The 26,004-nt window shown below is 55.3% G+C and carries 24 protein-coding genes; 11 read left to right on the top strand and 13 right to left on the bottom strand.

Going from position 1 to position 26,004, the window contains the following annotated elements; translation table 11 throughout:
* Window position 1: 1 nt before the first annotated feature.
* Window positions 2-526: a GNAT family N-acetyltransferase gene (locus VF639_RS10865; RefSeq protein ID WP_331145927.1), complete on the bottom strand. Its 525-nt coding sequence runs from the start codon at window positions 524-526 to the stop codon at window positions 2-4.
* Between the two features lie 365 nt (window positions 527-891).
* Here VF639_RS10865 and VF639_RS10860 point away from each other — a divergent pair, with 365 nt between their 5' ends.
* Window positions 892-3,087, top strand: a complete 2,196-nt coding sequence (locus tag VF639_RS10860) for an alpha-ketoacid dehydrogenase subunit alpha/beta (RefSeq protein WP_331145926.1) — start codon at window positions 892-894, stop codon at window positions 3,085-3,087.
* A 108-nt stretch (window positions 3,088-3,195) separates the two neighbouring features.
* Here the strand turns inward: VF639_RS10860 and tamL are convergent, their stop codons facing one another.
* Complete coding sequence (gene tamL, locus VF639_RS10855) at window positions 3,196-5,712, bottom strand: translocation and assembly module lipoprotein TamL (RefSeq protein WP_331145925.1); 2,517 nt, start codon at window positions 5,710-5,712, stop codon at window positions 3,196-3,198.
* A 35-nt stretch (window positions 5,713-5,747) separates the two neighbouring features.
* Between tamL and VF639_RS10850 the strand changes: the two genes are divergently transcribed.
* Complete coding sequence (locus VF639_RS10850) at window positions 5,748-6,491, top strand: TrmH family RNA methyltransferase (protein WP_331145924.1); 744 nt, start codon at window positions 5,748-5,750, stop codon at window positions 6,489-6,491.
* 111 nt (window positions 6,492-6,602) lie between these two features.
* Here VF639_RS10850 and VF639_RS10845 read toward each other — a convergent pair whose 3' ends face one another.
* The 3 genes from VF639_RS10845 to VF639_RS10835 are packed head-to-tail and all read right to left on the bottom strand — an operon-like array spanning window position 6,603 to window position 9,192.
* Window positions 6,603-7,751 (bottom strand): outer membrane beta-barrel protein, encoded by a 1,149-nt coding sequence (locus tag VF639_RS10845; protein ID WP_331145923.1) that lies wholly within the window; start codon window positions 7,749-7,751, stop codon window positions 6,603-6,605.
* 12 nt (window positions 7,752-7,763) lie between these two features.
* Entirely contained in the window at window positions 7,764-8,627 is an 864-nt protein-coding gene (locus tag VF639_RS10840) for a hypothetical protein (protein WP_331145922.1), read from the bottom strand.
* A complete protein-coding gene (locus tag VF639_RS10835; protein ID WP_331145921.1) occupies window positions 8,608-9,192 on the bottom strand; it encodes an RNA polymerase sigma factor in 585 nt (194 codons plus the stop codon). The genes VF639_RS10840 and VF639_RS10835 overlap by 20 nt, the downstream gene beginning before the upstream one ends.
* A gap of 577 nt (window positions 9,193-9,769) precedes the next feature.
* On the opposite strand from VF639_RS10835, the gene VF639_RS10830 reads away from it, so the two are divergent.
* Window positions 9,770-9,961 carry a hypothetical protein gene (locus VF639_RS10830; RefSeq protein ID WP_331145920.1) on the top strand — a complete coding sequence of 64 codons (192 nt, stop codon included), beginning with the start codon at window positions 9,770-9,772 and terminating at the stop codon, window positions 9,959-9,961.
* Window positions 9,962-10,004: 43 nt separating this feature from the next.
* Here the strand turns inward: VF639_RS10830 and VF639_RS10825 are convergent, their stop codons facing one another.
* The 4 genes from VF639_RS10825 to VF639_RS10810 all read right to left on the bottom strand — a co-directional run bounded on the left by VF639_RS10825 (window position 10,005) and on the right by VF639_RS10810 (window position 13,767).
* Entirely contained in the window at window positions 10,005-10,637 is a 633-nt protein-coding gene (locus tag VF639_RS10825) for an exopolysaccharide biosynthesis polyprenyl glycosylphosphotransferase (RefSeq protein WP_331145919.1), read from the bottom strand.
* Window positions 10,638-11,188: 551 nt separating this feature from the next.
* Complete coding sequence (locus VF639_RS10820) at window positions 11,189-11,548, bottom strand: CoA-binding protein (protein WP_331145918.1); 360 nt, start codon at window positions 11,546-11,548, stop codon at window positions 11,189-11,191.
* A 114-nt stretch (window positions 11,549-11,662) separates the two neighbouring features.
* Complete coding sequence (locus tag VF639_RS10815; protein ID WP_331145917.1) at window positions 11,663-13,234, bottom strand: NAD(P)/FAD-dependent oxidoreductase; 1,572 nt, start codon at window positions 13,232-13,234, stop codon at window positions 11,663-11,665.
* A 212-nt stretch (window positions 13,235-13,446) separates the two neighbouring features.
* A complete protein-coding gene (locus tag VF639_RS10810; protein WP_331145916.1) occupies window positions 13,447-13,767 on the bottom strand; it encodes a hypothetical protein in 321 nt (106 codons plus the stop codon).
* 402 nt (window positions 13,768-14,169) lie between these two features.
* On the opposite strand from VF639_RS10810, the gene VF639_RS10805 reads away from it, so the two are divergent.
* The gene (locus tag VF639_RS10805) at window positions 14,170-14,694 is read left to right on the top strand and encodes a DUF2911 domain-containing protein (RefSeq protein WP_331145915.1); all 525 of its coding nucleotides are present in this window, start codon (window positions 14,170-14,172) and stop codon (window positions 14,692-14,694) included.
* Between the two features lie 81 nt (window positions 14,695-14,775).
* Here VF639_RS10805 and VF639_RS10800 read toward each other — a convergent pair whose 3' ends face one another.
* Both VF639_RS10800 and VF639_RS10795 read right to left on the bottom strand, forming a co-directional pair.
* Entirely contained in the window at window positions 14,776-15,585 is an 810-nt protein-coding gene (locus VF639_RS10800) for a M23 family metallopeptidase (protein WP_331145914.1), read from the bottom strand.
* Window positions 15,586-15,621: 36 nt separating this feature from the next.
* Window positions 15,622-16,599 (bottom strand): tryptophan 2,3-dioxygenase family protein, encoded by a 978-nt coding sequence (locus tag VF639_RS10795; RefSeq protein WP_331145913.1) that lies wholly within the window; start codon window positions 16,597-16,599, stop codon window positions 15,622-15,624.
* A 196-nt stretch (window positions 16,600-16,795) separates the two neighbouring features.
* Between VF639_RS10795 and sdaAB the strand changes: the two genes are divergently transcribed.
* From sdaAB to VF639_RS10760, 7 genes are all read left to right on the top strand, one after another.
* Window positions 16,796-17,476, top strand: coding sequence for an L-serine ammonia-lyase, iron-sulfur-dependent subunit beta (gene sdaAB, locus VF639_RS10790; RefSeq protein WP_331145912.1), 681 nt, complete (start codon window positions 16,796-16,798; stop codon window positions 17,474-17,476).
* A gap of 121 nt (window positions 17,477-17,597) precedes the next feature.
* Entirely contained in the window at window positions 17,598-19,142 is a 1,545-nt protein-coding gene (locus tag VF639_RS10785; protein WP_331145911.1) for a TolC family protein, read from the top strand.
* 110 nt (window positions 19,143-19,252) lie between these two features.
* Window positions 19,253-20,653: an efflux RND transporter periplasmic adaptor subunit gene (locus tag VF639_RS10780; RefSeq protein WP_331145910.1), complete on the top strand. Its 1,401-nt coding sequence runs from the start codon at window positions 19,253-19,255 to the stop codon at window positions 20,651-20,653.
* A 206-nt stretch (window positions 20,654-20,859) separates the two neighbouring features.
* The gene (locus VF639_RS10775) at window positions 20,860-21,849 is read left to right on the top strand and encodes an NAD(P)H-dependent glycerol-3-phosphate dehydrogenase (RefSeq protein WP_331145909.1); all 990 of its coding nucleotides are present in this window, start codon (window positions 20,860-20,862) and stop codon (window positions 21,847-21,849) included.
* Window positions 21,850-22,178: 329 nt separating this feature from the next.
* Window positions 22,179-22,328, top strand: coding sequence for a hypothetical protein (locus tag VF639_RS10770; RefSeq protein ID WP_331145908.1), 150 nt, complete (start codon window positions 22,179-22,181; stop codon window positions 22,326-22,328).
* A 93-nt stretch (window positions 22,329-22,421) separates the two neighbouring features.
* Window positions 22,422-22,829, top strand: a complete 408-nt coding sequence (locus VF639_RS10765) for a DUF4259 domain-containing protein (RefSeq protein ID WP_331145907.1) — start codon at window positions 22,422-22,424, stop codon at window positions 22,827-22,829.
* Window positions 22,826-23,260, top strand: a complete 435-nt coding sequence (locus VF639_RS10760; protein WP_331145906.1) for an EamA family transporter — start codon at window positions 22,826-22,828, stop codon at window positions 23,258-23,260. The genes VF639_RS10765 and VF639_RS10760 overlap by 4 nt, the downstream gene beginning before the upstream one ends.
* Before the next feature lie 69 nt (window positions 23,261-23,329).
* Here the strand turns inward: VF639_RS10760 and VF639_RS10755 are convergent, their stop codons facing one another.
* Both VF639_RS10755 and VF639_RS10750 read right to left on the bottom strand, forming a co-directional pair.
* The gene (locus VF639_RS10755) at window positions 23,330-25,111 is read right to left on the bottom strand and encodes a hypothetical protein (RefSeq protein WP_331145905.1); all 1,782 of its coding nucleotides are present in this window, start codon (window positions 25,109-25,111) and stop codon (window positions 23,330-23,332) included.
* A gap of 4 nt (window positions 25,112-25,115) precedes the next feature.
* Entirely contained in the window at window positions 25,116-25,694 is a 579-nt protein-coding gene (locus VF639_RS10750) for a Maf family nucleotide pyrophosphatase (RefSeq protein WP_331145904.1), read from the bottom strand.
* Window positions 25,695-26,004: the final 310 nt, after the last annotated feature.

Genomic DNA, 26,004 nt, shown 5'->3' with positions numbered 1-26,004 from the left:
GCTACTCTAATTCTTTCTCCATCACCAGCAGCTCCAGCGGCTGCCGCGGTATGCCAAAGCGGGTATCAGTAGGGAAGGGCTCGGTTTCGCCGGTTGGGTGGTAGCCGTGTCGCTCGTACCAGGCAATTAGCTCCGTTCGGACGGAAATGACGGTAATGCGCATCCGGGTGCGAACATGCTGATGAGCGTGGGCTTCGGCTGCTTGCAGCAGGCGTTTGCCGATGCCCCGGGCTTGCTGGTTGGGAGCCACCGAAAGCATGCCCATGTATAGCGCGTCATCCTGCAGCTGTAAGTACACGCTGCCACACAGCTGCTTATCGGCGGTGGTACACAGGAGCATGGTAGCCTCGGCGGGAGCCAGCAAGTCGAGTAGGGCTGCGGCGTCGGTGCGCTGGCCGCCGAGCAAGTGCGCCTCGGTGGTCCAGCCCTGCATTGATTGTTCGCCCCGGTAGGCGCTGTTCACTAATGTCACCAAAGCTGGAACATCGGCAGGGGTAGCGAACTTAATAGGAAGATCGTCAAGCATAAACTGCGTCGAGTAACGAAGTTATCAAGTAAAGACGTTTAACTACTTCGGCTTGCAGGTTAATTCACTTACGGCCCTTCCGCCGCCGGGCTAGCAAGCTTCTAAACGGCCCGCAAGGCTTCGGAAAACCTCTGTTGTTGCAGGTGCAGCCGTTCAACGAAGGCTATGTTATTATGCTATCAGTAGTTCTACCCATTGCAGATACTGTTGTTCAACGAGTAGTGGTTCTGCGAACCGCTCCGCGGAATTCATGGAACCACTTCGACGGCATACTTGCCCTTACTCAGTTGCTCCGCTACTCCGTTACTCAACGCAGTTACTCAACCAAGTTACTGTAATTTCGCCCCTCCACCCACTGCTCTTGCATGCTCACTGAATCTGCTCCGCCTCTGGAACCCGCTTTTGCTGCCACCCAACCCGACCGTGCCACCTGGCAGCGGGCCTACCGCCTCATGCATACGGCCGCCGAAATGGCTCGGCTTTTCGAAGAGAACAAAGCGGTAACAGCCAAATACGTGCACGCCACCGCCCGCGGCCACGAAGCCGTGCAACTGGCCGCCGCTTTTCACCTTCGGCCCGTTGACTACGCCGCACCTTATTACCGCGACGATGCTTTCCTGATTGGCCTCGGCTTGCAGCCCTACGAGCTGATGCTGCAGCTCATGGCCAAGCGCGACGATCCTTTCAGTGGCGGCCGGACTTACTACTGTCACCCATCGTTGCGGCGAGCTGGTTTCCCCACCATTCCGCACCAAAGCTCGGCCACTGGCATGCAAGCCATTCCGGCCACCGGCATGGCCCATGGCATCAAGTATCTAGAAAGGAATTCTGAACTAGGAATTCTGAATCCTGAATTGCAGAAATCAGAGGAGGAGGTTGAGGCTGGCCATGCTAACTATGAAGAGCCCGCCATTCAGAATTCAGAATTCAGAATTCAGAATTTTCCCTCCGTGGTTCTCTGTTCCATTGGGGATGGGGCGATGACGGAAGGTGAGGTGAGCGAGGCGCTGCAGATGGCCGTGCTGCACCAGCTGCCCATCATCTACCTGGTGCAAGACAACGACTGGGGCATTTCCGCTACGGGCCGCGAAATGCGGACCATGAACGCTTATGAATTCGCGGCGGGCTTCAAAGGCTTACACCGCTTGCAAGTTGATGGCGCTGATTTTCAGGATAGTTACGCTGGGTTAGCTGAAGCTTTCAATTATGTGCGGGCGCGGCGCGGTCCGGTGCTGGTGCATGCCAGGTGTCCGCTGCTGGGCCACCATACCAGCGGGGTACGCCGCGAGTGGTATCGTGGCGACAATCTGGCCGAGCACAACCTACTGGACCCGCTGCCGCGCCTACACCAGCACCTGCTGACCCTCGGCTACAGTGAAGCCGATTTGTTGGAGTTGGCCGCCGAAGCCCGGGCCACTGTGGAGGCGGATTACCAGCGCGCCCTGGCGGCCCCCGCGCCCGATCCCGCCACCTTCGCCGACCACGAATTTGCACCGCCCGCTGTACTAGAGGAAAGCGGCGAGCGTAGCCCCACTGGCGCTGGAAAAGCCCTGATGGTGGATGCCGCCCTGCACACCATCGACGATATTTTACGCGAGTTTCCCGAAGCCCTGTTCTATGGCCAGGATGTGGGCGGGGAGCTGGGCGGCGTATTTCGGGAAGCGGCCTTGCTGGCCAAGAAATACGGCGATGCCCGCGTCTTCAACACGCCCATCCAGGAGGCCTACATCGTGGGCAGCACCGCCGGCATGAGTGCGGTGGGAGCCAAGGCTATTGTGGAAATTCAGTTTGCCGACTACATCTGGCCGGGCCTCAACCAACTGGTAGAAGAACTAAGCAAATCGTGCTACCTCTCGAACGGGCAGTTTCCGGTGCAAAGTCTGATTCGGGTGCCTATTGGCGCCTACGGTGGCGGTGGGCCCTACCACTCCGGCTCCATCGAAAGCACCTTGCTCACGATTCGGGGCATCAAAGTGGTGTACCCCAGTAACGCTGCCGATATGAAGGGCCTGATGCGGGCGGCCTTTCTCGACCCCAACCCGGTGGTGATGCTGGAGCACAAAGGCCTATACTGGAGTAAGGTACCGGGCACCGAAGACGCAAAAACCACAGAGCCCGGCGTCGGCTACGTCATCCCGCTCGGCAAAGCCGCCGTATTCCAAGCGGCCGATTCGCAGAAGTTGCAGAGTGGCGAAACGTGCGTGGTTATCACTTATGGTATGGGCGTGTATTGGGCGAAAACCGCCAGTCGTCAGTTTCCTGGCCAGGTGGAAATCCTGGACCTGCGCACCCTCAACCCCTTGGACTACGACGCGGTAGAGGCCGCCGTCCGCCGCCATAGCAAGGTGCTGATTCTCACCGAAGAGCCGCTGCTCAACTCTTTCGCCGAAAGCCTGGCCGGTCGTATTCAGCGCACCTGCTTCCACCAGCTCGATGCCCCCGTCTTCACCCTAGGCGCCGCCAATCTGCCCGCCATTGCCCTCAACATAGACCTAGAACGCCAGATGCTCCCCAATCCTGATAAGGTAGCCACTGCCTTAGCAGAGCTACTAGGATGGTGAAGGAGTGACTGAGTGAGTTTGATGTTGAGGTGGGGAGTGGTACCACCTCGTGCTACTTGTGCCGTTAGAACAGCCAACTCACCATTTCACTCATTCACTCATTCACCACTAGAATGGGTACCCAATGCCGAGGTTCAGGGCAGTTTGATTTCGGGTGTTGAAGACGTTGATGTTGCGAATAACCCAGTTGCTACCAGGAGCAGCTGGGTCGTACACCTTCGTGGCTATATCAAGCCGAAGAATCAAGAAAGTAAAGTCGAAGCGGAAGCCAAATCCCGAACCTACGGCGAATTCTCGGTAGAAGCGGTTCACATCAAATCGGGCTTCAGGCTGGCCCACACGTTGCAGCGTCCATACATTACCGAAGTCTGTAAACAAGGCACCGTTTATAAAGCTGAACAGGGGGAACCGATACTCGATGTTTCCTTCCAGCAATAGCTCACCCGGCTGTTCGATATTGTAATTGCGTACCTGCTGGCCATTAACAGTGTTGAACACGGGAGCTGAACCGGTGCCCAACCGCCGTGGCCCCCAGGCCCGCACGCTATTACTGCCGCCCGCAAAGAAATACTTGTCGTACGGAATAGCACTGGCATTCGCATCCTTGCTTTGGCGCAAGGGCTGAACCACACCTCCGTTGAGCCGGTACACAAAGTAAGACCGTGGCCCCAGCTTATAGTAGCGACGATAATCTGCGTTGACTTTGTAGAAGTCAAATACTTGAATCTCCGTCGAATCGGGTTTGTTTGGTTTGTCGAAGATACCCTGGTACAGGGGCCGCGTGATACCCCCTATTTCTATAAACCAGCGTAAATAACTGGCATTCCGGGTTTCGTTGAAGTCGTTGGAGTTATAGAGGGAGGTAAACGATAGACTAGGGATAAACTGGCTTCTGAAGGCAACCAATATCGATGGGTTGTCAGGAAACTGACTTCTAAGCGTATCGATAAAGGCTGGTAGTTTTCTAGGAACACTTACTAAGCTCAGGTCAACGGGGGTGAAAACGTACTGGTGGTACGCGTTACGCTGCCAGATATAATCGAAGGTGCCTTCCAGATTGGTGCGCGTGTACTCCGGGCGGTACACATAATTGTAGCTGAGATTGAACCGGGTCCGGGGGTTGTATTTTGTTAGATAGCGGTTGGTGCGAAAGAGTACCAGAAATTGAGGTAGAACAAGGTTGGCGTTGACACCAAGCTGCGTGGTGAGGGTGCTCCCTAGGTTTTCTTCCGAAGAGCTGATGCGGTTGTATTGCCCTTCAAAGCCAGCCCGCAAGCCAACCTCCAGTACCTCGGCTCCCCCGAACGGATTGCGCGCTTTGATGCGCAGGTTGCCGAACGGCCCTGGCAGCCCCGCCACGTAGGTGCCACCAAATTCCACGGTTTCCTGATAACGCTTGGCGGGCGAGGCGGCTACGTTGGCATCGAGCTGACGGTGCAAGCTGTCTTCCAGGGTAAGGGGCCGCACTTTCTGGTAGTTCACGTTGGCAAAACGGAATACGTCGAGCTGGCTTAGCTGGCGCTGGGTGGTTTGGGTAGCGGCGAGGCTGTAGTAGTCGCCCGCATCGATAGCTACCTTCCGGTTGAGTAAGCGGGGACTAATCTGGTGCTTGAAGGCCAAGAAGATAGTTGAATCCTGGATTAAGGTGTCGCGCTTCTGCCCGAAGCGGATAGTGCCCGCATCGGTAACAAAACGTACCCGCCGAATGGTGTAGCGCGGGTGTAATAGGCCCGGACCTGGACTAGCTACAATGGTGCGCAGCCGAACCGTAGCGGGGGCGAAGCTAGTATCAGCCTCCAGCGTGATGTACTGCTGGCGAAAATCAAAGTAACCTTCGTTTTTCAGGAGCGTTTCAATACGCGCCCGTTCCTGGCCAATCAGTTCCTCATCATATTGCTCGCCAACGTGCAGCAGCGTAGCCGACTGCGAAGCCAGCACCCGTTGCGCCACCACCGAATCCGCAATGTCGTAGTCGAGCTGGGAGTAGCGGAAGGGGGTATTTTCGCTGATACGGTAGGTTACTACCACGCGGCGGCGGTGCAGGCTGTCGGGGCCTCCAAACAGGCGGCCTAGCGAAAAGCGCCGGTCGGCCAACGTATCGGAATAGCTGACCCGGCTGCGGAAAAAGCCTTTCGACTTCAAAAACGTAGCCAGCTGCTCGCTGGTCTGGCGGGTGAGGGCCGTATCGTAGACAACAGGCGGTTCGCCCAGGCGCATGATGGCATTGCCCTTATCAAGAACCAACTGTAGACGACGGGTTTGCCGCTCGCGGCGGGTGAGCAGCTTGCCTACCTTTACGGAATCGGGGCGGGCCGCCTGAATGCGGCGGTTATACTCGGCGCGGGTGGTATCGAGCTTGCGCTGGAGCCGGTCAGGGTTATAGAAGCGGCGGCCTAGCTGATAGATTGCTAGTTTTGGGAGTGGAAAGCGGCTGTTTGGCTTTTGCCGGTACAGGGCTTGCAGGCGCTCGGCATCGGCTTGCTTCACGCCTTCCAGCTTGATTTCACTCAGCAGCAGCTGGTTGGGGCCTAGCAGGTGCAGGGGCGAACAGCCCACGACCAGCAAAGCCAATAGCAGCAGGGCCAGGCACACGCGCCGGGCCGGGCCACTTTTCTTATCTATCATCTGAGGCCCGGTAGGGCGTCTGTTTAGTGAAGCGTATGGTCTCAAAAGCAGTAGCAAAATACGTACACGCGCTGCACCTGAAAAAGTACCGGCTCCGGCACGGCGCCTTCCTGGTAGAAGGAGGCAAGAGCGTACTGGAACTGCTAAGGTCTGGACTTCAAACGGAACGTGTGCTGGTAACGGCAGAATTTACAGTAAAATTACCTGCCCACCTGCCCAATATTCCGGTCGATGTGGTGACGGAAGAGGAATTGACGGGCCTCGGCACCCTGGCCACCAACAACACGGCCCTCGCCATTGCCCGCCTGCCCGATGAGTTGCCTCTGCAGCCTACCACTCCGGGGCTACTGCTCGCCCTCGACCAGGTGCGCGACCCCGGCAACCTCGGCACCCTGATCCGCCTCGCCGACTGGTACGGCCTACCTGGTGTGGTGCTCAGCGAAACCTGCGCCGACCCCTGGGGCCCCAAAACCGTGGCCGCCACCATGGGCTCGTTCACCCGTGTCCCTATCTGGCAGCGCGACCTACCCACCTGGCTCGCCACCCTGCCACCCCACCTGCCCATATTCGGCGCCGACCTCCACGGCGACAATGTGCACCACCTCACGCTCAAGCCTACGGGGATACTGGTGATGGGCAGCGAGTCGCACGGCCTCACCCCTGAAGTGGAAGCACGCCTCACCCAACGCCTCCACATCCCCGGCCGCGGCCAGGCCGAAAGCCTAAACGTCGCCATTTCGGCCGCTATTCTGCTGGATAATTTTCACAGGAATAAGTGAAATGGTGAAGTTTTGATAAGTGAAAGGTGAGTTCAAGGTTTCGCTTGCGCCGATTGCGCGGCAGGACTCTTGAACTCACCTTTCACTTATCACAACTTCACCATTTCACTTCTACCGCAGCAGCGAGATGCCGAAGCTGAGCGTTTGGGCCTGGATGCCGCGGTTGTTCTGAAACAGGTCGTTGAGGTTGTATTTGGCAAACAGGTCGAAGCTGCGGATGCCGATAGTGCCTTGCACGCCGTACTGGAAGTCTTCGAGGTTGTAGCTGCCCCGGTCTTTGTCTTTGCGGGTGCGGCCGTCTTCGCTGTACTTGATTTTGGTGTGTGACCCTAACCGGTAGCCTATGAAGCCGCCGGCCCCAATGCGGAACGCGTCGCGCCCTTTCTTATTCTGAAAATCGAGCACGGCCATCAGGGGCAGATTGAGCGTAGTAACCGCCAGCTTACTTTTTTCCAGGCTCCGCTCCATTTCTGCCTGTAGGGTGGTGGCCGCGTTGAGGTTGACAAAGCGGGAGTTGTTGTCGAGCATGTAGTTGTTGAAGGCCAACTCGGGGCCAGTCAGCAAGTGAAGAGGCGAGCCTTTCTGCCCCAGCCGGATGTCGTAGTGCCAGTTGAGGCTGAGGTAGCGGGAACCTACGGGCTTGAGGTCGGGCGCCGACTGGCCCACTGGCGTTTCCACGTTAACGAGCGTGTTCAAGCCCAGGTCGATGTTGAAGTTGTTGTGTACGGCGCGATTCTGCTTTTCTTCCTGCTTCGCTTTGCGCTTGGCGGCGGCAAGGGAATCATCCTTGGCGGTGCTGCCCACGTGGATGTCCACCCGGTCTTTGCTACCGTCACTCTTTTCCTGCACCGACACCCCAAACACCCGACCCATGCGGACTTCCACGTTGTTTTCTTTCACCGTGGACTTCTTGCTTTCGTCGTTGTGCATCGTAATGCGGATTTGTTCGGGCACCTGCTTACCGGGCTTGTCCTTGGCAGGATAAAACTCCATAGTCACCTGCTCGGATTTCGAGTTTTTCCCGGCTGCTTCTGCCTGCGTGATGTAGGTGTCCAGCAAGATCATCAGCGAGTCGAGCTTGTAAGCCCGCAGTTCGCGTAGCTGCTGCTTATTTTTCACGAACAGCGTCATAGTGGCCTGGTTGGGCAGTTTCACCACAATCGTATCGTCGAGGTGAGCGGGGTAGGCAGGGCGGGCAAAGCAAGGCGAAGCCAGGACTAGCAGCACGAAGGCAGCCAGCAAAGCGGAGAGGCGTTTCATGGCAAGGGATAATTAAAGTTGAATCACTTTGGTTAAGGTGCGGTTGCCCACGCGGGCTTGAACCGTCACGGCTTCGGGCAGGCCGGTTTCAGCCAGACTAACCCGTTCACCGCGCACCGCATTACGAGCCTGCCGAAGCAGAATGCCACCCAGGCTATGACGGGAGCTGCTTTCTGCAGTAGTTGAGGCCGTGGCATCGTTGCTGCGGTGTACTTCTACCTCAATAGGACCAGTTGGAGCCGTCGGGGTGGCCGCTAGAGCTATTGTCGTTGGCGTCCGGGAAAGAGCCGGGGCATCTACCGCGGGCAAAGAGCGCTCCGGTTGCGTCTTTGGAGTAGTAGCGGCTACTGCTTCGGGGGCTGCCATGACTTTCGGCGCTTGAGGAGTAGGAGTGGAGTGAAGGAGCTTATTGGTGTGGCTTGGCTGAATAGTTGAAGCGGTAATTTGCTGCCGAGCCTCGGGGCGCACACCCTTCTGCTGGCGAAGCCGAGCGGTCGGGGCTGCAGCAGCGGCCGCTTTCGAGGAGGTAGATGTCAGCGCTGGCGAAGGCGTTGCCTGAAGCTCGACAGGTTTCACCGAATTTTTTAGAGGTTGCACAGCAAGCTGTTGCTCTTGATTAGCGGAGCGTGGTGCTGGCTTCGTGCTGGTAGCCAGCGGAGCAGAGCCTACGCCTGCGGTAGGGGCAAGCTGCAGCCACAAAACGCCACTCGCTAAGACCAGCGCCACGGCAGCAGCGGCCGCCCACAACCATAGCACAGGGCGCTTTTTGGCAGGTTGCAACTCTTCTTCGAGCCGGTCCCAGAGGTAGGCCGGTGGAGTGGGAGCGTGGCCCTCGAGCCGGTCCCGAAATAGCTTATCAATATCTTCCGGTTGCATATATTTCTTTCGGTGAAGCGTTAGAAGAAGGAGTAGCCGTTTGATTGGCTAGTAGTAGGCGGCGCTGAAGCATGGCCCGGGCCTTGCTAAGCTGCGACTTGCTGGTGCCCTCCGAAATACCGAGCAGCTCGCCGATTTCGGGGTGAGTATATCCTTCCAGAGCGTAGAGGTTGAATACGGTCCGGTAGCCAGCGGGCAAATCAGCCAGCAACCCCATAAGGTCGGCGGCATTCAGCTGGCTTTCGGCCTCGGCCGCCGTAGCAGGTACGTCGTAGGTGAGGTCGTCGATGGCCATGTGCAGGGGCTCTTTACGCCGAAGCATTCCGAGCGCTTCGTTCACCATGATACGGCGAATCCAGCCCTCGAAGCTGCCCTCGTGCCGATATTGGCTGAGAGCCCGAAACATTTTGGTGAAGCCGCTTAGCAAGGCTTCTTCGGCATCTTCCCGCCGACGCACATAGCGCAGGCACACCCCCAGCATCCTACCTGCAAACCGCTCGTAAAGCAGTTTTTGGGCGCGGCCGCTGCCTTGGCAGCAGGCGGCAATGAGGTCAGCATCAGTCACGGTTGGTTGAGGTAGAGTTCAGAGCAAAAGCAGCGCGTTTGGCAGGGTAGATGGTCGTTGCCAGACAACAGTTGCCTGAACACCAGAAAAATTTAGAAGCTAACCCAAGCTACGCTTTCCACGCCGGCTAGCAAGCCCAGTAGCATCATTAAGCAAGTGTACAAGCGGCGGTTTCTGGCCAAGAGGTTCAAGAACACGCACGGGCCAAAGAGCAAAGCAAGCCATTGCAATGTCTTCTAGCTTACATGCGAAAAAGCGGCTTGATCAGGCAATTGCCTGATCAAGCCGCATTTTCGCATGTTGAAAATTATGGAAAGCTAAGAGGCAACTGCCAGCCTTAATGGGCTTGTAACCTTCTTCGCTCTAAGGTTCAGCGAAACAAATAAAGCGTTCCACTTAAAGCGAAAAGCGCTAATGCTGGTTATCTAACCCCACTTACTAATCTATACATCTAGATAAGTAATTATCAAAGGCTCGTTACAAGTTTAGAACTTGTTAAAGTAGCTAGGTGTTGGCTTTACACACCACATCCAGCAAACCAACCCTCTGGTGCTGGATATTGCGTTTTTAAATGGTTATGGAACCCGAGGAAGAATTTTTAGAAAATGCCGTCACTATGGCATTCTTCGCACGGCAGGAGATTCAACAGTTTCTGGCCTGGACTAATAGTAGTGGCCCTTATGGCCAAGCTGCGGCAGCGTTGTTGCTGAAGTTGGATAACCTGACTTCTGAGCTAAAAGCCTTGAGAAGGCAGTATGGAGAAGAGTAACACGTGCAGTCACTCGTTTCAAGAACAATGCTATGCCTTCTTTTTAGAAGGCATTTTCATTACCTCTTATCGCTTGGCGAACCGTAAGCGCTACAATTTTCAAGTCCAGGAGAAACGACCAGTTCTTGATGTAGTGGATATCGGCGTTTACGCGTTTTTCCATTGCAGCAGTTTCCTTGGTTTCACCTCGGTGACCTTCCACTTGCGCCCAACCAGTAATACCAGGAGTAACCATGTGACGCTCCATAAAATTCGCAATCACCCTCGAGTAGTCCTCGGTGTGGCGCAGCATATGGGGGCGCGGACCTACCACCGACATCTCGCCCTTGAGGACATTGAGGAACTGTGGTAACTCGTCGATACTGGTTTTGCGCATGAAAGCTCCCAGCTTGGTTATCCGATTATCATCACGGCTAGCTTGCCGGGAGTCGGAATCGGCATTGATTCGCATGCTGCGGAACTTGATGCAGTAGAAAGGCTTGCCGCCTTTGCCGGTGCGGAGCTGTTTGAAGAAGACAGGACCTCTAGAATCAACTTTTATAAGCAATGCTATTAGGGGTACCAACCAGCTAAGTAGCAGAATAAGCACGAGGGAGGCAAAGCACAAGTCAAAAGCACGCTTTACCACGTCGTTGACGCGGTTGTGCACTTGATGGGACGTAGTGTGGTGTGACATACCTTTTCGCCTTTTGTGTTCATAAATGCTGGACATTTGGGCGGGTTCAGAAGAGGAGCGGCGTGGTTGGCAAATCTCTGAAGTTAACATGCGCAGAGACCGTAAGGTGTTATAAAAGTAAGAAGAAACTCCTTGGGACGAAAAATGGAATACACTGATCTTTGATCTTTTATAAATATAACCAGGGCTTTATTGGAAAAGTCAAAATTATTATTATATTAAGTAAATGCGAGAAGTGCGTCAAGGAACCAGCACCCTAAACGTCGCCTCCTAGTAATGGTTTCAAACTTATCTAAAAAAACTCCACTAACAACTTCGCAAATCAGCACTGAAGTGGTTCTTATTGCACTCTTAATAGATGTAAATCGATTTCATAGTACTATCCATAGTATAAATTAATTTAGAAAATAGCGATTTTTTTTGAGCTAGCGCTTAAGTAGGGGCACTTCTTACACTACTTATCGATCATTGGCAGGTGATGGCCTCTTGTATATCTAAACTGCCCCGACCTATAAGTTATAGATCGGGGGCAGTTAGTGTATCTGAAAAAATTAATATTGTCCTACCGAAAGCATTACGAGAGTGCAACCCTCTTCCGTTCTGATACCCCGCTCCTGGGCCATACGCTCCAACTCCGGGTTTTCAGTGCCTGGGTTGAAGATGATGCGCTTTGGCTGCAAATCCAGGATGTAGTCGTACCAAGCGGGTTGGTTTTGTGGGCCTACATATAATGTAACGGTATCAACGGCTGTTGCGGCCGGCCGATCAGTGCGGATGTCGTAGCCAGCTACTTGCCCTTTGCGAATGCCTACGGGCACTACTTCATGTCCGTGTTTGATGAGTTGATGCACAGCTCGGAAGGAATAACGAGCCGGATTGTCGCTGGCGCCGAGCACAAGAGTCTTTTTCATGAGTGTTGAATTTCTAGTTGCTGATTCCATTCGAAACCAGCAAGATCAAGTAAACGAAGCAGGGTAGAAGAGCCCTAGTTATACGAAATAACACTTCTAACAACGGAAAAGCTGCTAGAAGCTCTTAAAGGCTGCTTCCGCACAACGCTCCCCATCCATGGCTGCTGATACAATCCCACCCGCATAACCGGCGCCTTCGCCACAAGGAAATAAGCCCTTTATCTGCGGATGCTCCAGCGTATCCCGGTCGCGAGGAATGCGCACGGGCGAAGACGTGCGGCTTTCAACGCCCACAATCTGCGCAGCGTTGGTAGCGTAGCCCGGAATCTTCTGGCCGAAATCACGGAACCCTTGGCGCAGCCGCTCGGCTAAGCCCGTCCCCAGAACATCATCCATGGAAAGGGCGACGAGCCCGGGCTGGTAGCTGGTGTCCAGTAGTTCCGAAGACGTTTTTTTCTTTAGAAAGTCGCCCAACCGCTGAGCCGGTGCTAACTGGGTGTTGCCGGCTAGTTGGCAGGCACGCTGCTCTATCTGCTCTTGAAGTCGTAGGCCCGCCAGCGCTCCGTGTTGGCGCACGTCCATATCTTCCAGTTCGATAGCCGCCACAATACCAGAGTTAGCAAAGCGCGAATCACGGCGGCTAGGGCTCATGCCGTTTACTACCACTTCGCCAGGGGCGGTAGCGGCCGGCACAATAAAGCCACCTGGGCACATGCAAAACGAAAATACGCCTCGTTGCTGGCCTTGCCACTGCGTTTGATGTACCAGCGAGTAAGAAGCGGCTGGCAACTGGCCCCGATCAGGCAAACGGTACTGCGCTTGATCGATTAACTGCTGCTGATGCTCTACGCGCACTCCTAGCGCAAACGGCTTGGCTTCGATAAACACGCCGCGGCGGTCGAGCAGCTCATAAATGTCGCGGGCGGAATGACCGGTAGCTAAGATAACGGCATCGGCTTCGAGGGCTTCGCCTGCGGCCGTTACTACGCCGTGCAATCGGTTGTTCTCCAGCACTAAATCCGTAACCCGAGTATCGAAACGCACTTCCCCGCCAGCTAGGCGGATACTATCGCGCAGGGCCGCTACTACCATGGGTAACTTGTTGGTACCGATGTGCGGGTGCGCGTCAACCAGAATATCGGGGGTGGCGCCGTGCTGCACCAGCAGGCGTAATATCCGCCCTACGTCGCCGCGTTTGGTGGCGCGAGTGTAAAGCTTTCCGTCGGAGTAGGTGCCAGCGCCGCCCTCGCCAAAGCAGTAGTTGGAATCGGGATTAACCAGATGTTCTTTATTGAGCGCGGCTAAGTCGCGGCGACGGGTACGTACATCCTTGCCCCGCTCAAGTACTATGGGCCGAATACCAAGTTCGATGGCGCGCAGGGCCGCAAATAAGCCAGCCGGTCCCGCACCTACAATCAAGACGGAGCGCTTTGCCTGACGCACATCCGGGTACTGAAACCAGGGGCCAAACAACTCGGCGGGTGGAGACGTTCGGTAGATGTCGGCGCGTAGCCGCACCAGTGGCTGTCGGCCGCGGGCGTCGATAGAGCGTTTACGTAGATGCACGAAATCGGCCTCGCCGGGTGCCAGGCCCGCGGCGGTAAGCAGCGCACGGTAGCGCTCGAATTCATCGTAGGCTACTGCTGGCGGCAGCAGTACCTCGACTTCTTGTTTGAAATCAGACATGAAAACGGTGAAAGGTGGTTATCCTTTTAACCAGTACTACATACTATATAAGGTGTCGTAAAGATACGACGCAAACTTCGCTCTCCTTACTGAAGTAGCTACTTAAGATGAACGGGTATAGGCCAGCTTCTTGCTACGCTGCTGCAAAGCCTAGTTAGCTTGAAGCGCCTATATACTATAAATAATAACGGCCAGCTAGCAGAATTTGCCTGTTATTCAACCGGCTCTTCGACCAGGCCAGAGCCATCCGCTTTCTTGCGCGGCCAAAACTTCTCCATCGACTGGTTGAAAAACTCCAGCACCTGAGCCCGCACTTCACCGGAACTGTTGCGCAATAGTTTGCCCAGCATGTAGCGGTACATCTCGGTAGTGACTTCAAGCCCCTTGGCGCTGACGAGGCCGTGGTGCAACAGGTCGCAGTTGGTGGCAACGGCATTGGCCATTGATTCGGTCAGCATTTCCCGAGCCTTGTCGGCTTCCTCAAATGATTTTTCCAAACGTGCGTTTAAGTCAGGATAATACTGCTGGTCCATTTTGCAACAGGCAAAGCCAGTAAGGTGAATTGCTGGCACCATAAACCGGAGGTAAAGCTAAAAAGGTTCAGTATATAGCAATAACCTATGTAACTTGTTGATTACAGGCCCAGTAGTGTTTGGTAGCATAAATTCCTGTCTACAAACAAGCTGTCTGGTGGGCTTCTCATGCGGCAGGCTGCTCTCCTTTAGGGTTCACAGTGTAGCGTATTGAGGTAGTTCTATTGTTGCATACTAGTATCTTCGTTCGCTTCTCGCAATAGAAGAACAAGTAAACTCTTGTAGCGTGGCAGGTTATTTGCCTGGTCAAGGACAAGCGTACAACTTCGTCAAGAAAACGGAGTCTATGACCTCAGTATATCACTTTTGTTCACTTCTACCCAACTCTTCCACACAACACTTATGCGTAACCAGTCCTTCAAGTTCCTGTTGCTTTTCATGTGGGCCGTGCTTCTTTCGGGCAGTGCTTTTGCTCAAGCCAAAATGCCCGAAGACAAGTCGAAGCGACCTAGCCCACCAGCCACTGTGGCGGGTCCTAACTTCACTATTGAGTATAGCAAGCCTTCCGTGAAAGGCCGAAAAATATTTGGGGAACTGGAGCCCTACGGTAAAGTGTGGCGCACGGGCGCCAATGAGGCTACCACCTTCGAAGTCAAGCAGGCAGTCAAGATCAACGGGCAGGCCCTACCGGCGGGTACATATGCTCTGTTCACTATTCCTGGCGAGCAGGAGTGGACCATCATCTTCAATAAGACGGCCAAGCAATGGGGCGCCTTCAAGTATGACGAGAAACAAGATGCCTTGCGCGTGAAAGTGAAGCCAACCAAGACGCCACAGCTAGTCGAGCAGTTTACCATTGCGGCCGATAAAGCCGGCACCGTTACGCTAGCTTGGGAAAATACGCAAGCCGCTTTTACGGTGAAGTAGTACCGACGACTCGATAAAGTAAAGCCGGGCTGTTCTTTTTAAACAAAGAGCAGCCCGGCTTTACTTTATTGAGTGGCCAAGCTATTTCTTGTAAGACATGCCTTGCTTTAACTCCTCTAGACTTTTTCCTGCAACGCTAAATTTAACAGGTACAGAAATCTTTTCAGGTTCACCGGGTATATCTACTTCAAAGTGAAGGTGAGGACCGGACGTCCAACCCGTATTACCGCTGTAACCGATAGGCTCCCCTTTGGTCACACGCTGACCAAGTTGCACAAGGCTGCCGTTCTGACGGAAGTGGAAATAAGTAGCGTAGCTACCATCTTCATGAAACACGATGATGTAGTTGCCCTGGTCTTTGCAGCTTTGATCGGAACAACCAGTACCAGAGTTTTGCTTAAGCTCTGATACAACACCGTCGCGAGCGGCACAAACGATGCTGTTTTCAGGCATTTGAAAGTCAACTGCCTGCTTATTAGTATGAGAGAAAGTGCCGTTATTACCCTGAATCACTCTGTATTCTTTTCCTCTTTCAAAGGGCAAAGAATATATGTAAGCTGCAGTTGAAGGAGGTGTTATCGTGTTGCCTAAGTAGTAGTGATAGTTGAAAGTGTATTTATATGCTTGGCCGGGTTCGGGAGTGAGACGAGCGAGGATAACTTTTTCGCGAGACGGCACTACTACTTTCCTAAGCGGTAGCTCCACACTAGAACGCATGTTCGTTAAGTCGCACGTCAGGAGGATTGTATAAGGGCAAAATCCATTATTTTGTGCTGCTAGAATAGTAGCTGTACCGTTATAATTTGTGGCTGTAACCAGTACAGGCTTTTCTTGACCATGTGCTGTTCCATATAGGAAGCAAAGCATAGCGCCTAAGAGAAAAAATTTCATACAGATAACAGAACGAACCCAAAAAAGATACAAGTTTCACGCAGCCTCTTCGCCTAATACACTTTCCACCCAGCCTTTACCCCAGTCTTCCAGCTCCTGCGCGCTCCAAAGCTGGGGGTAGAAGATGCGGCGCTGAAACTTGGGAGGCAGGTACTTCTTCCAGTTGGTGCCACCCGTAGCGGCAATGGCCGTGGGGTCCCGCTCCAGGTAGCGCACCGCCGACTTGAAGTGCATCAGCGGCCAGTTCACGTTTACGTTCACGTCGAGCTGCTTGAGTTGGCGCAGTAGGCGCGGGTGTTGCTGGTCGGCCTCGGGGAGGCGCTGCACCACGCTCCACACGTTGCGGTGGTGGTAGTGGGCGGCATGGGTAGCCAGCTGCTCGGTGTATTTTTCTTCGAACTGAATGAGGGTAAGGGCTTTGGCTCCATTCTCTTCAATGGTTGCTCCAGCTTTCCAGTAGATGCAGCCCAGCAGTTCATCGTGGGCGGCCGCCTCGCCTAGCAGGCGGCGCTTCTCCTTGTCTAGCAGGTTATCGAGGGAGGTGCTGGCAATTTCTATCATGCGGTACTGCACCGACTGAAAGCCCGACGCTGGCATTAGGGACATGCGGAACTGCAGAAACTGCTGCTTATCCATGCCGTCCACCATCACGTCGAACGAGTCGATCAGGTTCTCGAAGTAGCGGTTGATGCGGCCCACGCGTAAGACTATTTCCTGTAGGGTTGGGTGCTGCAGCTCGCCCATTTGCTCGTACTCGCAGAGGCAAAGCTTGAAGTACAGCTCCGTAATCTGGTGGTACATGATAAAGATCCGCTCGTCGGGAATTTTGGTGAGCGGGCGTTGCAAGCTCAGGAGCGTGTCGAGGTTGATGTAGTCCCAGTAATTAATATAATCGGCGAAGTACAGCCCTTCTAAGTAGGCAGCCAGATCTTGGCCGTCGGCGGCGTATCTTTCCTGTAGGCGCCGCAACTGCTGCCATACGGCAGGTGAAAACTCGTCCTCGGGAGTAGGCATAGAAAGATTAGGTGCGCGGTGAGTGATTCCGCCGCAAAGAACGAAAAAGGCAACGAATCGGTAGAGGCCGGGCAACCCCGGTCAAACCAATTGCATCTATACGTTTAGTCGTGCTGAAGAGTGCGCTACAGCCGGAGCAGGAACCGGTATTTGTCTGTTGGTATCCCCGTCGAATCTAATACCTTTACCCCGTCTTATGGCTGAGAAAAGCAGTATTTTCGACATGATAGGGCCAGTTATGATAGGGCCCAGCTCCTCGCATACGGCGGGCGTAGTACGCATTGCCCGGGCAGCTATTCGCATCCTAGGCAGCGTGCCGACCCACGCTGTTATTACGTTCTACAACTCGTTTGCCCGCACGTATGAAGGGCACGGCTCCGACCGCGCCATTGTGGGGGGGCTGCTTGGTATGAACACCGACGACGTGCGCATCCGCGAAGCCTTCGACCATGCCAAGGAAGCGGGCTTGCAGTACACGTTTCAGAGCGTCGGCAATGCCTCTACCATGCACCCCAACACCATCCGGCTGCAATTGCGCGACGAGCAAACTGGCCAAGCCGTGGAGGTCATCGGCCAGAGCCGGGGCGGCGGCGTGATTCGCATTGTGGAAGTAGATGGCTTTCCTTCCGACTTCTCGGGCAACTTGCACACGCTCATTGTTGATGCCGACGACGCCAAAGGCTCCATTGCTTTTATTGCCTCCGTCATTGCCCACGACGACTGTAACATTGCCACCATGCTGGTATCGCGCAAAGGCAAAAACGACGCCGCCCGGCAGTTTATCGAAATGGATTCTAGTATCAAAGACGTGACACTGGCTTACCTGCGCCAGCTGAGCTGGGTGCACCGCGTAACCTACATTCCTACAATAGATTAGTTTTTAGTGCTTCGTTGGTAGTGCTTCGTGCTTAAGCTGCTCAAATCAGAATAGCAATAGGACAACCTAAGCCCGAAGCACCACCAACGAAGCACCAATAAAGCACCAAGCACTAAAAGACATGAAGCCAACTGCTATGCTGCTGCCACGCTTGCTGACCCTGGCAGGAACTATTGCGCTGTTAACAGGACTGACGCAGCCTGTGGCGGCCCAAACGACAACGCCTGCGCAGCCCCCGGCCGGGGCGCTAATGCAGACCAACGCCGCCCCCGGGGTACCTTTCACCCTGCGGAGTGCCGTTGATTATGCGCTTGAGCACAACCTAACGGTGCGGCAGTCGCAGTTGAGCTCGGAGCTAAGCAACGTTACGCAACGAGCTGGCCGGGGAGCCTTACTGCCTACGGCCAATTTGAACGGCAGCCAGACCTGGAACTACGGTACCGGCCTCGACCCGCTCACCAACGACTTCGTTAGTCAGACGATCCGGTCCAACAACTTCTCGGCGTTTTCGCAACTGACGCTTTTCTCGGGCTTTCAATTGCGCAACACCGTGAAGCGCAACGCCCTCGACTATCAGGCCAGCCAGAACGACGTAGAGAAGGCGCGCAACGATTTATCGTTGAACGTAGCCTCGGCCTACTTGCAGCTGGTGTTGGCCGAAGAGCTGATTCGCAGCAACCAAACCCGCCTCAACAGTACGCAGCAGCAAGTAGAGCGTACACAAAAGCTGCTCAAAGCGGGTTCGGTAGCTGAAAGCAACCTGCTCGACAGCCGAGCGCAGCTTGCCTCCGACGAGTTGGCTGTTATTACGGCGCAGAACCAGCGCGACCTGGCCCGCCTTACGCTGGTGCAGCTGCTCAACCTGGACGCAGCCGGGGCAGCCGGTTTCCGCATCGATATGCCCTCCCTGCCTGACCCCGACGACGAAGCGCCCTTTAGTGCCGAACCGGCCAGTATCTACGAAACTGCGCTTGGCATGCAACCCGACGTGAAAGCTTCTGACTTGCGCGTGCGCTCCGCCAAGTTGGGCGTAGACGTCGCCAAGGGCGCTTACCTGCCCCGGCTTACGTTTGCAGCGGGCCTGTTCACGGGTTTCTCGTCGTCGCGTTTGGCCCGGGTCTTCAACGGCGACTCTACGGAGGCAATACCTATTCCGGTGGTGCAGTATCTGAACGGCCAGCCCGTACCCACCACATTTGCCGTGCTCCAGCCCAAGCAAGCTATTCCAGATTTGTTGCCTTCTGGTTTCACCAGCCAAGTAAAAGACAACCTTGGGCGTCAGCTGCAATTCAACCTGAGCATTCCTATTCTGAATGGTTTTCAGGCGCGTACCAACGTGCAGCGGGCCCAGGTAACGGCCCAGCAGGCCGAGCTGCAAGCCGAGCAAACCCGCCTCACGCTGCGCCAGAACATTCAGCAAGCCGCCGCCGATGCACTAGCGGCCCAGCGGCAGTTCACTTCCTCGAAGCGACAGGTGGAAGCCCTGACTACCGCTTACCGCAACGCGGAGATACGCTTCAACAACGGCTTGCTCAACGGCACTGAATTCAACATTGCGAAAAACAACCTCGCCTCCGCCGAATCAACCATGATTCAAAACAAGTATCAGTTCATCTTCCGGCGGAAGGTGTTGGATTTCTATCAAGGCCTGCCATTGGCGCTCTAAAGCAGTAACTATGTAGCGGAGTAATTGAGTGGCTGAGTACTTTTGCTTGGCATTTACTCGGGCACTCAGTTACTCTGCTACTCAGTTACTTTTCACTCAGTTTCTTTTTCATGAAGAACAACCGCTTATTATATATCCTACTGGGCATTCTGGTTATACTGACCATCGGCTTTGTGGTAGGAAAGAAGCAGGGATGGATAGGCAAGCCCGCCGGTACGGAAGTAACGGCGGCCAAGGCAACCACAGTCAATATTGTAGAGCAGGTGAGTGCTTCGGGCAAGGTGCAGCCCGAAACAGAAGTGAAGATTTCGCCCGACGTATCGGGCGAAATTATCGAGTTGTATGTGCACGAAGGCGACTCGGTGAAGAAGGGCCAGCTGCTGCTGCGCATCCGCCCCGACAACTACCAGGCAATGGTTAATCAGCAGTCGGCGGCCGTGAACTCGCAGCGGGCCAACGTGGGGCAGACGCAGGCGCGGCTGCAGCAGCTGATTGCCAACGCCCGGCAAACCGAGCTGACATATCGACGTAACGCTTCGCTTTACAAGCAGAAGGTGATTTCGCAGTCCGATTACGAGGCCGCCAAAGCTGCGTACGATGCCTCGCAGGAAGAACTAAACAGCGCCCGCCAGAGCATTCGGGCCGCGCAAAGCAACGTGCAGAGCGCGCAGGCTGGTTTGGAAGAAGCACGCAAAAACCTCAACAAAACCACCATCTACGCGCCCGTAAGTGGCACGGTAAGCAAGCTGAACGTAGAGAAAGGCGAGCGGGTAGTGGGCACTTCGCAGATGGCAGGTACCGAAATCATGCGCGTTGCCAACCTGAACTCCATGGAAGTGCGCGTCAACGTCAACGAAAACGACATCATCAACGTCCAGCTCGGCGACTCGGCCACGGTGGAAGTGGATTCGTATGCCAGCAAGGACGAGAAGTTTCGCGGCCTCGTGACCAGCATTGCCAACACCGCCAAAGACGCCCTGACGGCCGAAGCCGTTACCGAGTTTGAGGTACGCATCCGGCTGCTGCCCGAGTCGTACCGCCACCTGCTGCGCACCACCAATGGCCGCACCGTCGTGCCGTTCCGCCCTGGCATGACGGCTTCCGTCGACATCATCACCAACCGTAAATCAGGCGTCCTAAGCGTGCCGCTGGCTGCCGTTACCACCCGCACCGACAGTACCGCGGGCAAAGGTGGGCAGGCGGCGGCCGTGCCGGTAAGCCGCAGAAGCGGCGGTTCCGACGAGGACTCGCAAGCTTCCAAAGCTACCGATGTGCAGGAAGTGGTGTTCGTGGTTCGCAATGGTAAAGCCGTTATGACGCCGGTTAAGACCGGTATTAGCGACTTTCAGAACATTGAAATTCTGAGTGGTTTGCAGGCGGGCACTCAAGTGGTAAGCGGGCCATTCCGGGCCGTGGCCAAAACCCTGAAAGACGGGGCGCTGGTCGTGGTGAAGGATGCCAAGAGCCTCAACAAAGAAGCCCTGAAAGAAGGCCCCGGCGGCGACCAGTAACGTGCTATTGGCACGAGGTGAGTGTAAAGAAAACATCTTCCCTTGTGTTGTAAGCCTGAAAAGTAAGACAAGCCCTTGCCGTCGGTTCGCGCGGCAAGGGCTTGTCTGTTAAAGAAACTTCGCACATTTGAGTTCAAGATCAGCTTTTAGGTAGAAGCCGGTCCTGTCACCTGTTCTCTGCTACTTCCTCACTTGTCACCTGGAAATTGGAAAAAATAGCTATGCTTGGCGGCGGCTCCTGGGCCACTGCTCTCACCAAGATTTTATCGGAGAATGGGGCCCGGGTGGGCTGGTGGCTGCGCTCCAAAGACGACGTGCAGCACCTGCGCAACACCCGCCACAACCCCCGCTACCTGTCGTCGGTGGCCCACGACCTGACCCGCGTATTTCCGTCCACCAACCTGGAAGACGTAGTGCGCGAAGCCGACTGGCTGGTGCTGGCCGTGCCGGCCGCTTTCGTGCAGGCCGTACTCGACAAACTGGACCGCGACGCGCTGCGCAACAAGCGCGTCATATCGGCCATCAAAGGCATGATACCGGGCAAAAACGTGCTGGTAACCGACTACGTGGCCGACCGGTTCCGCTTGCCGCACGCGCAGGTGGGCGTGGTGGCAGGCCCTTGCCACGCCGAAGAAGTGGCGCTGGAAAAGCAAAGCTACCTCACCATCGGCTCGCCCGACTCGGTGCTGGCCGAGGACTTTTGCCGCCTGCTGCGCAACCGCTACGTGAAAGCCAATCCGGCCCCCGACCTCGATGGCATCGAGTATTTCTCGGTGATGAAGAACATCATTGCCCTCACGGCCGGCATTGCGCACGGCTTGGGCTACGGCGACAATTTTCAGGCGGTGCTCGTCAGCAACGCCATCCAGGAGATGCGCCGCTTCGTGCACGCCCTCAATCCCCAGCCCCGCGACCTATCCGGCTCAGCCTACCTCGGCGACTTGTTGGTGACGGCCTACTCGCAGTTTTCGCGCAACCGCTCCTTTGGCAACATGGTGGGCCGCGGCTACTCGGTGAAGTCGGCGCAGCTAGAAATGAACATGATAGCCGAGGGATATTACGCCGTGAAGAGCATTTACGAGCTAAACCGCAAGCTCATGGTGCCCATGCCCATTACGTCGGCCGCGTATCATATTCTCTACGAGAAGATTTCCCCGGCCGTGGAGATTGAGCTGTTAAAGGAGAAGTTCAGGTAATACAATTGAGTATCATGGAGAATAAATGGCGCTTTACTTGGCTTTTTGCGTTGGGTGCGGGTTGGTCCGGAGTTCTCATTGTTATCGCCTCCTATCTTTTTATAACTGAACCGATATGGGAGCAAATAATAGATGGCGGTAGTTCAGGGTGGACTATTTATCCGCCATTGTCGGCTTTGCCTCAGGCTATCCCGGGTACTAAGCAGGTAACTCAACTTCTATTGAGTACAATATTGTGCGGGAGCATTTTCTTGGGGTTTTGGCTGCTAGCTCTGTTGCAGCGTCGCCACCAAATTGATAAAAGATCAGGCCACTGGTTCTGGCTGTCTTTGTTGCTGCTTGTACCGATGGTGGTGCACATCGGGGGCAACATCTACCTGTACCGTTTGAAGCGCAATGCCACGGAAGAGATGTATCAAGACTATTTACAACGGCAACCGCAAGATTTGAAGGAGGACTCGTTGGACTACGAAGAGTGATCTGTTGTTTTAACTGCTGTGGTCGGAACAAATTACTCGCTCACACGTCTGCTGTCTAATACTACTTCATCTTCCTTCTAATAGCCAATTCGCATGAGCACTTGGGGCTACTACACATTCGACAACGACGCGGCGGCTGATTTCGCCGAGGATTTTCTGGAAAACCCCAACGAGGCCGTGCTCTACGAAGCCCTGGCAACGGCGGCCGAGGAAGAAGGCCAGCTGGAACTGGAAGATGCCAGCGTCGCCCTGGCCGCCGCCGAAATTGTAGCGGGCATATTAGGCAAACCTGCCCAGGATCTTCCTGCCGGCCTGGTACAAGCCATTACCCATCTCGATGCCGACGGTGACGACTTGCGCGAGTTGGCTGAGCAAGCCGTGCAGGTGGTACTGAAAAACTCGAAGCTGCAAGAGCAGCGCGCCACCGGCGACGAATACGACAACTGGCATCAGCTGCAACAAAACCTGCTAAGCCGCCTCCACGACGCCGACGAAGCATGAACTGGTTGCAGCTAGCCGCCTGCGCCGCGCTAGGTATGGCTTTTTACAACCTGTTTATCAAGGCAGCGGCGGGCCACATTCACCAGATGATAGGGGCTGTGGTGTTGCAAGTGGTGGCCGCTTTAATCGGAGCCGGGTTGCTGCTGGTGCTGTATCTGCGAGGTGGGTTACCAACGCACCTGGTCAGCGCCAGGGGCATTACGCTGGCCGCGTTGGCCGGCGTGAGCATTGGCGTAGCCGAAATCCTGACGTTTGTGGTGTACGGCAAAGGAGCGCCAGCCTCCGTAGGCACTCCGCTCATAGTGGGCGGCTCCGTACTACTCACTGCGTTGCTGGGCGTGCTAGTGCTGCGCGAAGCCATGGCATGGCCCCAGGCACTAGGGCTGCTGCTAGTGGTAAGCGGTATTGCCCTACTGGCCCGTGGACACTAAATGGGTGAAGTGGTGACTTACAGGTTCGGCTGATGTAGCAGGTGTTGCGGGGCGTTTGAAGTTACCAACTTACTGCCTCATTTCACGTCCGTAAATAATTACAGATTCGTTTTCGTAGACGGCGGTGTAGAGAGGCGGCTTCGCCCAGGCGGGCAGTGGGTCAGAGTTGCGGCGCTCATGCACGACATAGTCGTAAGATTGACTGGCGACCTGGGTGGAGTGCAGCAGCAGCGGCCGGTTTTCCTGTAGCGCATAGTGATGGAAAAACAACTCGTAGGAGGGAGCCGCCAGCAAAATCTTCTGGCCTCCCCAACCAGTCAGCCACGCGTAAGCGGCTTCCATCTGTTCTTCCTCGCGCACTTCCACTTGGTGCGGAGCCAGTTGCCGCTGGAACTGATACGTCCCGTACGCAAGTACTACCAACAAACTCAGCAGCGCTTGATAGAGAGTTGTTGCGCGTAAGCGCGTAAGGAGGGAAAAGGTCACCAAGCTACCCAGAACGCAGCCTAGGTAGCTGAGATAGAGCAGTACCCGTGGGGGCACCAGCACTTGTTGCACCGCCATCATAGCCATTGGTACTACCAGCAGCAGCCATGTCAATGCACCTAGTATCTTAGCCCGGCGCGGTAGCAGCAGCACTAGAAGAGGACCCGCTAGCATAAGGCCGCCACCAACTGCCAAGCCCAAGTATGTGTTTCCGGCGAGCATATCAGCCAAATAGCGCAGGTACTTATTATAATCGCGCCAAAATACAGTGGCGTCCATTTTGGCTACGTAGTGGTTACCTACCAACTGCGTGAAACCCGACACGCACATCACCGGTGAGTAGAGTAATGTGCTTACTGCTCCGACAATACTTCCCGCCAGCACCAGTTGCCCCAACTCCGACCACCGCCGCTGCCAGGCTAGTCCCAGCAGCAGCCCCAACCCCAACGACACGAACGGGTATACGAACGTAGGAATAGTGTAGAACCCTAAGATGCTAGCCACCACAAATAGCAGCCACGCTAGTCGCCGATACGTTGGGAGCTGCAGCAGCGCCACCGTCGCCGCAAAGGCGAACAGCAACAGCGTAATCTGCAGAAAATAGCCGCGGCCGGCTACCGAATAGTACAGCCCCAGCGGCGACAAGCCAAACAAGCCGGTGGCCATAGTAGCCGCCCAGAAACCACCGCTGCGTACTAAAAGCAGGTAGCCCAGGATAGTGCCCACCGCTGCCGCCGCAAATGTGGGTATGCGCATCACGACCCGCACATTGTTGGAGAGCAGGGATAGGGGCCAGCAGACGAAATTGAACAGCAGATGGTTGTTGGGGATAGGGTAGAAGCTGCTGATGCCGAGCGGCCCCTGCCGCACGAAATAGTCGTAAGAGGCTACTTCATCGGTGTTGAGCACATAGGCCACCAGATACCACACCCGCACCGTCAGAATCAAGGTCAGCATGCCCACAAACACGCCTCGCTCCAGCCCCGACAACCCGTGTGCAACCCGGCTCAGAGCTATTATTGCGCGCTGTATCTCGCCTCGTAGTTGGTGCACGTCTTCTTTTAGAGCCGCGTTTTGAAAGCGACGCAAGATTAAGAGTAAGCTGCCGCTCAGTCCCGCTACTACTGCCAAGCCAGCTCGCAGGAGTTGATAGGTAGTGGGTGTCACGGCCAGGGCGAGGTGTTTGTAGCCGCCTTCGTGGTACGTAACCTCACTCAGGGCCTGCACCTGCTGGTAGGAGGTGAAGCCGAAAATCAGCAAAAGGAACCCGCTGCCAATCAGCAAGCAAAACAACCCCAGCGCCACCAGAAACCGGGTTGACACGGGAGTGGAAACAGTAGCGGGAAGTACGGGAGCAGCAAGCAAGGGGTTAAGCATTAAGAGCAAAGCCTAGCTTCACCAGCTCGTCCCAGACCCGGTGCACGGGCAGGCCCATTACGTTGAAATAGGAGCCTTCGAGCCGGGTTACGGCCACCATGCCTATCCAGTCCTGCGCGCCGTAGGCACCGGCTTTGTCGAGAGGTTGGTACTCGCGCACGTAGTACTCGATTTCGGCTCTCGTGAGGGCGCGAAAAATCACCCGGGTTTGGTCGGAGAATAGCACTTGTCGGCCGTCGCCGCCGAGCAGGCACACCCCCGTGAATACGTCGTGGGCGCGGCCTTGCAGGCGGGAAAGCATTTGCACGGCTTCGGCCGCGTCGGCGGGTTTGTTGAGAACATTGTCGTCGAGGCAGACGATGGTATCGGCCGTCAGTACCACTTCATCCGGAGCCAGGCCCGCGCGGTAGACCGAGGCTTTGTGCGCCGCTAGATATTCGGCTACCTCGGCGCGGCGCAGGTGCTCCGGAAACGATTCGTCTACCTCCTGTAAACGCATGGTGTATGGCACGCCCAGGTCGGTGAGCAATTGCCGACGCCGCGGCGAATTAGAAGCTAGAATTAACTTCATAGGGTGATTGTTGATTGTTAGTTGGTGATTGCTGATTGTTGAATGGTTGATTGTTGAAATAAAACTGTTTAGAAAGTCGCCAGAATTTGTCAAAACGTCATGCTGAGCTTGTCGAAGCATCTCTACCGCTTCGCTGAACGGCTACAACGAAGCGGTAGAGATGCTGCGCCTGCGCTCAGCATGAACTGTGTTAAGAAACAAGGTTAAGATGAAACGCCGGGTCAAATTGGCGTTGATGGAAGACCAGGGCCCAGGCCTGGCGCAAGAGGCGGGCGGCCACGGCGCACAGGGCTTGGGGCTTGGCTTTGCC

It is taken from the genome of Hymenobacter sp., assembly GCF_036387835.1.
In the GTDB taxonomy this organism is placed as follows: domain Bacteria; phylum Bacteroidota; class Bacteroidia; order Cytophagales; family Hymenobacteraceae; genus Hymenobacter.
Note: the sequence above shows the minus strand (reverse complement) of the source record. Positions and strands in the feature narration are given on the sequence as shown.